Origin of the sequence: Methylomonas sp. EFPC1, from assembly GCF_016925515.1 — a bacterium.
GTDB classification, from domain to species: Bacteria; Pseudomonadota; Gammaproteobacteria; order Methylococcales; family Methylomonadaceae; genus Methylomonas; species Methylomonas defluvii.
On the sequence record NZ_CP070494.1, the window covers coordinates 1,702,498 to 1,713,903 of the forward strand.

Consider the following 11,406-nt stretch of genomic DNA (forward strand, 5'->3'; position numbering starts at 1 on the left):
CAGGGCATGGCGGTATTCGAATATCAAGCGCTGAACGGCAAGGGCAAGTCGGTTAAAGGCACACTTGAGAGCGACACGATCAAAACCGCGCGCCAACAATTGAAGGCCAATGATTTAACGCTGCTGGACATTCAGGAAGTTCATAAAAAAGAACGCAGCGGTCAGTCGCCCTTACTGGCGCAAAACATCGGCATGCGCGCACTGGCGCATATCACCCGGCAGTTAGCGGCTTTATTAAAGTCCGGTTTGGCGATAGATGAAGCGCTGGGCATCATTGCCCGGCAATTGGAATCCAATCGCGCCAGACGGATTTTGCTGGCGATCAGAAGCCGAATTCTGGAAGGGCAAAGTCTGGCCGTGGCCTGTCAGGCGTTTCCCAGTACCTTTCCGCCCTTGTACCGCGCCACTATTGAAGCGGGTGAATCGTCGGGCAAGCTGGATCAGGTCTTGGAAAAACTGGCCGATTATCTCAGCGACAAAGGCCAGCTGCATCGCAAATTACAGATGGCGATGATTTATCCGGTCTTGCTGTCGTCCGTTTCCATATTGGTGGTCATAGGCCTGTTGGCTTACGTGGTGCCGGAAATCACCGGGGTGTTCGACAAAATGGGCCACGAACTGCCGGCCATTACCCAAGCCTTGATTAGCTGTAGCGATTTTTTGCAGAGCAATGGCTTGCTGCTGCTGGTTATTGGCGTGGCTTTATCGGTTGTCGCCAAGCTGATTTTGCGCCGGCAGGGGCCGCGTATGCTGTTTCACCGTTGGCTGCTGACCATGCCAATTACCGCTCGGTTTTCCAAGGGCTTGAATACCGCCCGCTTTACCCGCACGCTGGCGATTTTGACCAATAGCGGCGTCGAGCTGTTGGAAGCCTTAAAAATCTCCAGTCAGGTGTTGTCCAATAACGCGATGCAACAGGCGGTCGCCCATACCGCTATCCGCGTCCGCGAAGGGCAGAGTTTGAACAAGGCGCTAGAAGCCAGCGGTTTCTTCCCGCCGGTGACGATACATTTGGTCGCCAGCGGCGAAGCCAGCGGGCAATTGCCGCGTATGCTGGAAAGCGCCGCCGACGATCAGGAGCGCGATATTCAGGCGCTCACCGAGTTGACCATGGGTTTATTCGAACCGGCTCTGATTTTGTTCATGGGCCTGGTAGTTCTGACCATAGTGCTGGCGATTCTGTTACCGATATTTGAAATGAACCAGCTGATTAGATAGGTGTTTTGTCATACGCCTGTCACGTTGGCTTTCTAATCTTCTCCCAGTTGTCCCGTATGCCGGGGCGTGCTTAAACCAATAAGACTTTAAACCGCTATGAGCAATAAAAAACAGCAAGGCTTTACTCTGATCGAAGTGATGATCGTGGTCGTAATATTGGGCATCTTGGCGTCCATCGTCGTGCCGAAAATCATGGGTAGGCCGGATGAAGCCCGCGCCACTCGCACCTTGCAAGACATCAGAGCCATCAGCGCCGCGCTGGATTTGTATCGCTTGGATAATTTCAGCTATCCGACCACCGATCAAGGCCTGGAAGCCTTAGTACACAAGCCGGCCAATCTGCCGCAAGGCGCGCATTGGAAGCAGGGCGGTTATCTGGATCAACTGCCGGCCGACGCCTGGGGCAAAGCGTATTTTTATATGCAGCCCGGCGCGCACGGCGAGTTTGATTTGTATTCCTTCGGCGCCGACGGCGTGGAGGGCGGCAGCGAAGCTGGTGCGGACATCACCAATTGGGCGCAAAAATAAGGCCGTACCCCAGTTTGAACGCGCGTGGTTTTACGCTGATAGAACTGTTAATTGCCATAGTCCTGATCGGCTTGATGAGCAGCATGGCGATGCTGGCGATGGGCAATGCCGATCATAGTCAGCAGCAACAATTGGAAATTGAGCGGCTGGCGAAATTATTGGAGCTGGCCGAACAAGAGACGATGATACGCGGTGAAAGCATAGGCCTGGAGTTGGTCGCCCAGGGTTATCGTTTTTTATCGCCGGCAAAAGGCAAGTGGCAGCCGGAGAATAACGACGCGCTATTCAAACAGCGGGATTTACCGGCCGGTATGCGATTGGCTTTGACCTTGGACGACAAGCCGGTTTATCTGCCTAAGCGTTTCGGCGGCAAAGTACATCCGGAACCGCAGATTGTGTTTACCCCGGACGGGGCCTCTGCGGTGTTTCAAATTGCTTTGGATTTAGCCAAAAGCGATCTCCGGTTTTGGCTGAGTAATACGGCGGACGAGGGCTTGGCAATTTCCAGCGTCGCCATCAAGCCATGAAACATGCCGGCAATTTCGGCTTCACGCTACTGGAAGTACTGATTGCACTGGCGCTGTTAGCCATCCTGATGGCCGGCCTGATCAAAATTACCGCCGACAACACCAAGAATCTTTGGTATCTGGAAAACAAAATGATAGCCGCGACGATAGCCGCGAACCATGCGGTGCAATTGCGCCTGGCTACCGAAAAACCGGAAAACCAGGATGGCTGGGACACGATGGCCGGCCGGCGTTGGTATTGGCAGGCCAAGCGCGGTGTAACGCCGAGTATCGGCGGTGCGGTGTGGGATTACAGAATAGAAGTGTTTTTGGAAGGCGACAAGTCGCCTTATGCCGGATTGCTTAGTTATGTTCCGACCGGCCATGAACAATAGCGCCAGTCGCGGCTTCACCTTGCTGGAAATCCTGATCGCGATGGCCGTGTTCGCGATCATGGCGACCATGGCCTACGCCGGCTTGAGCGCGGTGTTGGATGCCAGAACGGGCACGGAAAAACGCTCGGACAGCATCGCCGCGTTGCAGCAAACCCTGTATTTGCTGAACGAAGATTTAGCCCAGTCTTTGCCGCGCTCGATTCGGGACGAATTCGGCAGCGAACAGCCGGTGTTTTCCGGCGGTAATGGCGAGGACTTGCTGACCTTGACGCGCAGTGTGCCGGAATGGTCGGCGTTGGCGATGCACAGTCAATTGCAACGTATCAGTTATCGTCTGGAAAACGGCAGCTTGTATCGGCAGGTTTGGACAGTGTTGGATCGTACTCAGCAGACGCAATTTCGCCGGAAAAAATTGCTGAACGTCACGGCGCTTGATTTGCGGTTTTACGGCAGCGACTGGACTACGCATTGGCCTGCCGGTGGTACCGGTTTACCCAAAGCCGTGGAAGCTAATTTTAACTTGGCCGGCTTGGGTGACATTCAGCGGCTGTTTCTGGTGCGGGAATGAGGTCGCTACATCAGGCGCAATCCGGGATCGCGTTGATCACCGTCATGTTGATACTGGCTATCGCTACCGTTGCCGTGGTGTCGATGTCCAGCGCGCGGCAGTTGGATATTCGCCGCACCGAAAATCAGCTGCGTAGCGCGCAAGCCTGGGAATACGTGTACGGCTTGGAAAGTTGGGCCATCGGCCGGCTGGCTGCCGACGCCACGGCCGGTAAAGTAGATGGTTTGGCTGGAGATTGGTCCATACCGTTGGCAAGGACAAACGTCGTCGGCGGCACGATGCAAGCGCAGATTGAGGATTTGCAGGGCCGGATCAATCTGAACAACCTATTGGTGGAGGGCAAAATTTCCAAGGACGACATCAAGCGCCTGGAACGCTTGCTGGCCATTCTAAAACTGAAAACCGAGCTGGCGCAGGCGATAACCGATTGGGTCGATGCGGATATGGATGTCAGCTATCCGCATGGCGCGGAAGACGAAACCTATACCCGATTTAAGCCCGGCTACCGTGCCGCGAACCGGCAATTTGCCGATGTCAGCGAGTTGCTGTTGGTGCAAGGCATGACGCGCGAGACCTATCTGAAATTGCTGCCTTATGTCTACGCGGTGGAGGGTTACGCGCCGCTGAATGTCAATACCGCCAGCGCTACGGTGTTGCGTTGCTTGGCGGACGACATCAGCGCCGATCAGGCGGAATCCATTTTCAGAGCCCGAGGCAAGCCTTTTGCAAAAGTCGCCGAATTTTTAAAAGATGAAACGGTTGCCGACGCCGGCATCGGTAAATACGGCTTGGGTGTCAGTTCGCAAAACTTTTTATTACAAGGGCAAATCGATATGGGCAAAACCCATTTGCAGTTTGAGTCGCAATTGCAGCGCGATAGTGGTGGCGCGCAAGTGGTGAAGCGCCAGCGCCAGGGCTTGGCGCATGGCTGAAAAACTGCTGGTCAGATTAGGTGCCGAATCTGCCGATAAACTGGAATGGTTGAATCTTGCCGAGCCTGATAGTCGGCCGACATCAGGCACGATGGCCGAGTTGGCAGCGGCTGCGCAGGGTAAGTCTGTACTGCTGTTATTGCCGGCCGCTTCGGTGCTATTGCTGGAAATCGAGCTGGCGGTTAAAACCACCGCGCAACTGAAAAAAGCCTTGCCGTTTGCGTTGGAAGACCTACTGGCCGAGGACGTGGAAAATTATCATCTGGTTTGGTTAAAACAGGACCGGGATAAACTCGCCGTGGCGGCGATTACGCACGACACATTATCGGCGCGGCTTACTCCGTTTCGCGAAGCCGGTTTAGAGCTGGCAGCTGCGTATCCGGAAACCTTATGCCTGCCGTATCAGCCTGGACAAACGACTTTGTTGCTCGAAGAAAGCAACGCAATTTTGCGCAGCGCTGCTTATTTGGGCGGAGGCGTGGATGCGCAATTTCTGCCGCAACTGTTGGAAAAAGCTTGTGCCGAAGGTGTCGATTGCCAGACTTTACTGATATGCAAACACAGCGAAGACACACAGCTACCGGATGGTTTGGCAAATAACGGTTTGGAAACAGTCATAGCCAAGCCTTTGCAATTCATGGCGAGCGCCGTCGAGTCATTGCCAGCCGAGCTGAATTTGTTGAGCGGTGCGTATGCCGTCAGTCATCGTCCAAAAGGCAGCTGGCAACAGTGGCTGCCGGCGGCCATCATTTTGGCTGCGGCCTTGGCGGTGCAGAGCTACGCTTTACTACATACCTATTGGCAACAACAAGCCGAACTAAGCGAGTTGGAAGCGAAAAGCCAAGAGCTGTTCAAACAAACTTTTCCCGATGTGAAACGCATTGTCAATGTCAAAGCTCAGGCCGAGCAACAGCTGGCGCAGCTCAGAAAACAACAGGCTTTTGCCGGTAGCGGCTTCATGCGCTTGATCTACCGTTCCGGATTGGTGTTGAAAGACGCGCCGGCCGTACACTTGAAAAAGCTCAATTTCCTGAACGGCGGTTTGCAGTTACATCTGCTTGCCGACGACATCGGCCAACTGGAGCAATTCAAACAGCAGTTGCAAAGCAGCATGCAGGTGAAAATTCAATCCGCCGACAGCGGCGCAAACGGCGTGGAGGCGCAACTTGAGATTCGCGAAAAATGACATAGCGCAGCGTTTTGCCGAATTAACGCCCAGAGAGCGAGTACTGGCGCTGGGTGGTGTGCTGGTCGTGCTGATGTATGGCGCATACCTGCTGTTTTACCAACCAATTGCTGAACAAAGCCGCTTGCTGACCCTAAAAATCCAGGCGCAACAGCAAATCTATACCTACTTACAACAAGTCGGTAACGAAGCGGCGGCTTTGCGGCAACAGGCTACGGTTGATGCACCGGCATTGGATGGCGCTAATAAATCGCCGCTGGCGGTAGTCGATTTCAGCAGCCAGCAGCTGGAGATAAAACCGGCGATCAAACACCTGTCGCCGGAAGGCGAGGACAAAGTCAGCGTTTGGCTGGAGCATCTGGCTTTCGACCAACTCATGTCCTGGCTGGCGATTCTGGAAACCAAACACCGTTTGCAGGTGTTGCAAATCGATGTCGAGAAACCGGCCGATGCTGATGGCATCGTCAATGCCAAGGTCTTACTGGGTGTTGTTTAGTCTGCTCAGGTATCGTCGCTCCCGCGCAGGCGGGAGCCCAGTTGCCGCAGCTGATTTGCTGCGCGGTCCCAAGGCGTCCAGTTTCCCGTGAATGCCGAGTCCAGAATTCATTGATAGCTTCAAACTTGCCTTCCATGGCACTGGATGCCCGCTCTTGTGCCCTGTGGGTATCCCGGCGGGCATCACGGACTTCTTGGGTTTAGCTGAAGTAGCTCCATAGTCAGGATACGCCTTGCCGTCCACAGCTCACGAAAATTCATACCTGGATCACGTCCCACTGCTATTAAGTTAAGAGCGGATGGTTCTATCCCCCCTCATCCCAACCTTCTCCCGGAGGGAGAAGGGGCTTCTTCCTTCGCTCAATGGCAGTGAGGCAATGCCCGCAAAAAGAATCTTAAATTTCATAGCTACCGCCCGCGCCCGATCATCCGCTGAATTTTCGTGTTAGCGGCCGGCTTTGTAATACAGATGTATTACATGTCACGTGAATTTAACAATGCTGTAACCGAAAAGCCGCTATTGCTCTGGAATAATCCGCGTCAAGGTGAAGGGTCGAGGATCGGCAGTTCAGCAAGGATTCAGGAGCAACTAGGGAACACGGACGGCACGGACAAGGAGCGGCTAAGGAAGAGGATAGGGAGGAGGCTAAGGGGGAAATGGTAGCGGGGGCAACAAAGCGACGCTGTTAGGGTGTTAGATAGCGTCGAGTCCGATCTAAAGCGTGTAAAAGCCAAACTCGTTGTGAAGCGGGGACGGAAAGTCACAGGTCTTGCAGGTCAAGACGGCTGGGCTGTCACCTTATGTCATTAATCGAAATTTAAACATGAGGTTTTAAAAAATGAAATTGTCTAAAAAATTGTTGGCAGTTGCAGTATTGGCGGCGGCCGCTTCAGGCGCCGCGGAAGCGCGTATTCAATCAATTGGTGACAACACCGCTGATGGTAGCGAGTTTTTGTTCAACTTGGTTAACTACACAGCGCAAAACTCATTTACATTGGATTTGGGTATCACTGTTGAGCAATTTCTGGCTAACCCTAGCCAATCATTGTCATTCACACTGAGCGACAATAACTTTCAATCGTTCGCTGCTGCTTACACTGCTGGTAACAATGTTACTTGGGGTATTTCCGGTGGTCACCAAATACTGAGTGAACTTTCTGATTTGCAAAAATTTGGCTTTTACACAACTTCGGTTGTACCTGCTCCTGCCAGCTTTGATGCCAACGTTGCTGACATCAACAATACACAGGGCAAATGGAATGATTTGGTCAGCTATATCCAAACTCAAGACGCTAACAGCAACAACTTGAGTACCTTCAAAACTGTTGGCCAACAAGGTTATACCGCTGTTTACGGCAATGATTTCCAAACTGCGTTGCCATTTACTGCTCAAGGTCAGTTGGGCACTGCACTGTCTTTCGTTCGCGAAAGAGCCAATGCTGACGATTTCGATACCGGTGAATTAGTAACTTTCCCAGGCGTATGGAATTTTGCAATCAACGGCAACGTAGGTTCTTTGACCTATACCGCTGCGCCTGCTGCTGTGCCGCTGCCTGCCGCAGTTTGGATGTTCGGCGCCGGTTTGATGGGCGTACTGCGCGCAACACGTCGTAAATCGCTGGCGGTTTAATCCCGCAAACGTCTTGAGCCGGCCGGATTCTGCTTTGCTGGTTCCCCCTTCATGAACGGGTCGGCTCAAACTTTAAATTTAATCAATTGAGAGATATACAATGAAAAAGCAATTATTGTCTGCTGCTATCGCAGTGGCTTCTCTGGCAGGTTTCTCGCAAGGTGCATCCGCACATGCGCCAAGCGTTACGCCGGATATCGAAATCTTTATGTCCGGCGCTAGCGCGCAAGACAAAGCCCTGGCGGCATTGTTCGTTAATTTGTGCGACGCCGGTACTTTGGATGTATTTAAAGACAACGGTACAGCGGGTTCCGAAGGTAAAAACCATAGTGCTTATTTCTGCACACTGAACTCTACTAACGTGCCCGGCCTGACCGTCAACGGCGCTGCCGCAACCACAGCTAAAGTATTGTTCCACAAACGTTCTGCCGGCGGTTCTGCGCAAGGCGTTAACCCGCTGATCGACGGCGTGGCGATTGCTGCTATGCGTATCGACAACGGTAACTGCACCCAACAAGGCGCTACCAACACCTGGTTTTGCAACGCCAGCGGCGCTAACCTGACCAACGTGGTGTCCGATGCCGGTATTTCCGATGTCGAGCCAAAATTGTTCGTCGGTCCTAACAAACCTTCAAACGCCTCTGCGGTTGATCCAGTGGCTGCCGACGCAGCTCTGAACGTGGTGCCAGCAGCGGCCTTGGTATTTGGTGTGCCGGTTTCCGATAACTTGTATGTGGCTTTGCAAAGAGCCCAAAACCTGCTGGCCGGTTTTGGCGGCAGCTGCGCACCTGGCGATTACACCGAAGCCTGTATGCCGAGCTTGAGCAAACAACAAGTGGCTGAATTGATCTCCGGTCAAATCAAAAAATGGTCCGAGTTTAAAGTAAACGGCACTGCCTTAACCAGCTTGACTGCCGGTTTGACTTACACCGATTCCGACGGCACTGTCAGAAACGTGACCCCTAACGATACTAAAGTGCACTTTTGCAAACGTATCGACGGTTCCGGTACCGGCGCGCAACAATACGTCAAATTCCTGAACAACCCATGCAGCTCTGCCGGTTTGAATCCTGATTGGGGCGGCAGCAATTTGGCGGGTCCTGTTAAGCATGAAGTTAGCGGTTCCGGTGATATGGAATTGTGCTTGGAAGACTTTGCCGACGGCGAAGCGGTTTCCAAACAAATCACCACTACCAACCCTGACGTGTTCAACACTGCGGTTAACACTGCCGGTAACAGAGGCTGGGCCATCGGTCACCAAAGCTTGGAAAACAATGCCACGCATGCTAAGCATTACCGCTTTATCAAAGTGGACGGTGTAGCACCAACTCTGGAACAAGCGTTTAGAGGCAAATACATGGATTGGGTTGAGCAAACCTTCCAATGGCGTAAAGCTATCAGTGCCGATAAATCCACTGTTATCGCTAAAATTGCTGCCGACGCGGCTTCACCAACCATTCTGGCTACCGAGTTGAACATTAGTTTCGTTCACCCATTCGGTCAATCAGGTTATCTGGCGATCGGTAACGGCAACAACTTTACCGACACATTGAACGTCAATGCACCTGTTATGCCTTACTCGCATGCTGCCGCAGGTTCTTTGAGCAACTGCCAAGTGCCGGTTATCAAATCATCTACCAACACCAGCAAACCGATGTAATCAGCATGTAACAAACCTTTAGTGTAATAGCTGGAGGTTCGCGCAAGGATGCGCATTGAATACAAACAGCCTTCGCTTGCGGAGGCTGTCTTTTTTTGCGATGGGTGAAATGAAACAACATTTGTTTTTAGGCTCGGTCCGTTTCGGTTTGGCGGCTGTGTTATTGACGGCTAGTGCGCTGGTTTGCGCGGAAGAAGCCGGCAATCAATTCGATTTACTGGAGCTGCGCCTGAAAGGCAGTACTTTATTGGACCGGAAATTGGTAGAACGCTGCGTCTACCGGTTTTTAGGCCCGAAAAAAACCATCGATACCGTGGAAGAAGCGCGTAGCGCACTGGAAGAACTGTATCGCAGCAAAGGTTATCAAACCGTCTCTGTGGATATTCCCGAGCAAAACGTGGTGGGCGGTGTGGTGTATTTACAGGTGACGGAAGGCAAGGTATCGCGTTTGCGAGTCACCGATTCCCGTTACTTCTCGCTGGGCGCTATCAAAGCCAAAGTACCCGAGCTGGCGGAAGGTAACGTGCCCAATTTACCGAAAATGCAGGAGCAGCTGACCGCATTGGCCGGCGAGAGCGAGGACAGGAGCGTAGTACCGGTGCTGCGGGCCGGTGAAACGCCGGGTACGCTGGAAGTGGATCTCAAAGTTAAAGACGAATTGCCCTTGCACGGCAAAGTGGAAGTCAATTCCCGCAATACGCAGAACACCAGTCGGTTACGGACTTTGGTGTCATTGCGTTATGACAATCTTTGGCAAAAATTTCATAGCGCGTCGTTCATGTATCAAACCTCCCCGGAAAATCCGGACGAAGTGGAGGTGCTGGTCGGTAGTTATGTAATGCCCATCATCGACGACGATAAGCGCCTAGCTTTATACGCGGTCAGTTCGTCTTCTACGTCGCAAATTGCCAGTGCCGGCGCGTTATCGGTGATCGGTACCGGTGATATTTACGGCGCGCGTTTTGTGTCGCCGCTGAAGACGCTAAACAATTACACGCACACGGCGACGCTGGGCGTCGATTACAAAGACTTTAAGGAAGATTTGAATTTATTAGGCTCGGATACTTTAAAAACCCCTATCAGTTATCTGCCGTTCATGGCGCAGTACAGCGGTATTATGCGCGATGCCGAGTCTTTGTTGTCTTTCAATGTCGGGGTCAACTTTGCGATACGCGGCTTGGGCAGCGATGAGCAGCAGTTTGCCGACAAGCGCTTTTTAGCCAGATCCAATTTTATCTATCTGAGTGGTGGTATGGACTATCGGCATAACTTGCCGTGGGGTATGGAAGTGGCGGCGCGCATGTCCGGACAGATCACCGATTCGCCGCTGATCAGTAACGAGCAATTCTCGATGGGCGGTTTTCAAACCGTGCGCGGTTATCTGGAAACCAATGCGCTATCCGATGACGGCGTGACCGCCTCGCTGGAATGGTATAGCCCACGGCTGGTGCCGGACGCATGGGACGAGTTCGACAAAATGCGGGCACTGGTGTTTGTCGATGCCGGCAAAGGCTGGATTGTCGACGCCTTACCGGGTAACGCCAACGAAATGGCACTGGCCAGCACCGGGGTGGGTTTACGTTTCGATATGTTCAAGCATGTGCAAGGCGAGTTTGATTTCGGCATTCCGTTGCTGGACCAAGGCACTGTCAGGCGCGGCGAGAACAGGGTGGACTTTAGGATTGCAACACAATTTTAGGGTGCGGCGGCTGAATGGTTGCGGAAGACGGGAGCGAATTAACTGGTGTCTTTGGGTTATTCGCTCCGGTCTTTTGTTACTTAAGAGGAACTCGAAAAACGCGTCATTTCCGCGTATGCGCGAGCCGCAGACTGCGCTGCAAATCCGGTTTGTGATTTTCAACGCCCCTCATTTTTCAGGGGCGACCACTAAGTAATATTATTATTTCTGCCTTACTAATTATTTATTATGAATATTACATATTTGTTACAAATCTATTTTCTGTAATAAATATGTAATATTTTATATTGCCTTAATACTACTTTTGTACAGTTATTATATGGCTATTTTAAATTAGTATTTATTCAGAATTTAATGGTTATTAAGGTGGTTAAAAGTTATTTGTAATTATTCACCGCGAAGCACAACAATCCCTCTCCAGCGGGAGAGGGCAGGGTGAGGGGGTGAAAACGAGGCAACTTACCGTTTTATTTAAATATTGCTAAACCCGTTGCGAAGCGGGGGCGGAAAGCCGCGGGTCTTGTCAGTCAAGACAGCCGGGTTGCCAACCGATTTTTTATGCGGTTGTTTCTTCGATTGGCACAGGCA

Annotated in this window: 11 protein-coding genes and 2 riboswitches; all 11 genes read left to right on the forward strand. The window is 52.2% G+C overall.

Going from position 1 to position 11,406, the window contains the following annotated elements:
- Positions 1-6 precede the first annotated feature (6 nt).
- Positions 7-1,218 (forward strand): type II secretion system inner membrane protein GspF, encoded by a 1,212-nt coding sequence (gspF, locus tag JWZ98_RS08035; RefSeq protein ID WP_205453893.1) that lies wholly within the window; start codon positions 7-9, stop codon positions 1,216-1,218.
- 96 nt (positions 1,219-1,314) lie between these two features.
- A complete protein-coding gene (gene gspG, locus JWZ98_RS08040; protein WP_205453894.1) occupies positions 1,315-1,746 on the forward strand; it encodes a type II secretion system major pseudopilin GspG in 432 nt (143 codons plus the stop codon).
- Positions 1,731-2,273, forward strand: coding sequence for a type II secretion system minor pseudopilin GspH (gene gspH / locus JWZ98_RS08045; protein WP_205453895.1), 543 nt, complete (start codon positions 1,731-1,733; stop codon positions 2,271-2,273). The genes gspG and gspH overlap by 16 nt, the downstream gene beginning before the upstream one ends.
- Positions 2,270-2,647 (forward strand): type II secretion system minor pseudopilin GspI, encoded by a 378-nt coding sequence (gene gspI / locus JWZ98_RS08050; RefSeq protein ID WP_205453896.1) that lies wholly within the window; start codon positions 2,270-2,272, stop codon positions 2,645-2,647. The genes gspH and gspI overlap by 4 nt, the downstream gene beginning before the upstream one ends.
- The gene (gspJ, locus tag JWZ98_RS08055; RefSeq protein WP_205453897.1) at positions 2,637-3,215 is read left to right on the forward strand and encodes a type II secretion system minor pseudopilin GspJ; all 579 of its coding nucleotides are present in this window, start codon (positions 2,637-2,639) and stop codon (positions 3,213-3,215) included. The genes gspI and gspJ overlap by 11 nt, the downstream gene beginning before the upstream one ends.
- On the forward strand, positions 3,212-4,147 hold the full coding sequence (gspK, locus tag JWZ98_RS08060; protein WP_205453898.1) for a type II secretion system minor pseudopilin GspK: 936 nt from the start codon (positions 3,212-3,214) through the stop codon (positions 4,145-4,147). The genes gspJ and gspK overlap by 4 nt, the downstream gene beginning before the upstream one ends.
- Complete coding sequence (gene gspL / locus JWZ98_RS08065) at positions 4,140-5,333, forward strand: type II secretion system protein GspL (protein ID WP_205453899.1); 1,194 nt, start codon at positions 4,140-4,142, stop codon at positions 5,331-5,333. Before gspK ends, gspL begins: the two co-directional genes overlap by 8 nt.
- Entirely contained in the window at positions 5,314-5,829 is a 516-nt protein-coding gene (locus JWZ98_RS08070) for a type II secretion system protein M (protein ID WP_205453900.1), read from the forward strand. The genes gspL and JWZ98_RS08070 overlap by 20 nt, the downstream gene beginning before the upstream one ends.
- A gap of 719 nt (positions 5,830-6,548) precedes the next feature.
- Positions 6,549-6,627, forward strand: a riboswitch (cyclic di-GMP riboswitch).
- A gap of 40 nt (positions 6,628-6,667) precedes the next feature.
- Complete coding sequence (locus tag JWZ98_RS08075) at positions 6,668-7,459, forward strand: hypothetical protein (protein ID WP_205453901.1); 792 nt, start codon at positions 6,668-6,670, stop codon at positions 7,457-7,459.
- 100 nt (positions 7,460-7,559) lie between these two features.
- On the forward strand, positions 7,560-9,119 hold the full coding sequence (locus tag JWZ98_RS08080; protein ID WP_205453902.1) for a hypothetical protein: 1,560 nt from the start codon (positions 7,560-7,562) through the stop codon (positions 9,117-9,119).
- Between the two features lie 109 nt (positions 9,120-9,228).
- Positions 9,229-10,818 carry a ShlB/FhaC/HecB family hemolysin secretion/activation protein gene (locus tag JWZ98_RS08085; protein ID WP_240348267.1) on the forward strand — a complete coding sequence of 530 codons (1,590 nt, stop codon included), beginning with the start codon at positions 9,229-9,231 and terminating at the stop codon, positions 10,816-10,818.
- 470 nt (positions 10,819-11,288) lie between these two features.
- A riboswitch (cyclic di-GMP riboswitch) is annotated at positions 11,289-11,367 on the forward strand.
- Positions 11,368-11,406 lie beyond the last annotated feature (39 nt).

What these genes read in the sequence shown, in the direction of transcription:
- gspG (WP_205453894.1), top strand. Translation starts at nt 1,315, where the DNA reads ATGAGCAATAAAAAACAGCAAGGCTTTACTCTGATCGAAGTGATGATC.
- gspJ (WP_205453897.1), top strand. Translation starts at nt 2,637, where the DNA reads ATGAACAATAGCGCCAGTCGCGGCTTCACCTTGCTGGAAATCCTGATC.
- gspL (WP_205453899.1), top strand. Translation starts at nt 4,140, where the DNA reads ATGGCTGAAAAACTGCTGGTCAGATTAGGTGCCGAATCTGCCGATAAA.
- gspI (WP_205453896.1), top strand. Translation starts at nt 2,270, where the DNA reads ATGAAACATGCCGGCAATTTCGGCTTCACGCTACTGGAAGTACTGATT.
- JWZ98_RS08075 (WP_205453901.1), top strand. Translation starts at nt 6,668, where the DNA reads ATGAAATTGTCTAAAAAATTGTTGGCAGTTGCAGTATTGGCGGCGGCC.
- JWZ98_RS08080 (WP_205453902.1), top strand. Translation starts at nt 7,560, where the DNA reads ATGAAAAAGCAATTATTGTCTGCTGCTATCGCAGTGGCTTCTCTGGCA.
- gspK (WP_205453898.1), top strand. Translation starts at nt 3,212, where the DNA reads ATGAGGTCGCTACATCAGGCGCAATCCGGGATCGCGTTGATCACCGTC.
- gspF (WP_205453893.1), top strand. Translation starts at nt 7, where the DNA reads ATGGCGGTATTCGAATATCAAGCGCTGAACGGCAAGGGCAAGTCGGTT.
- JWZ98_RS08085 (WP_240348267.1), top strand. Translation starts at nt 9,229, where the DNA reads ATGAAACAACATTTGTTTTTAGGCTCGGTCCGTTTCGGTTTGGCGGCT.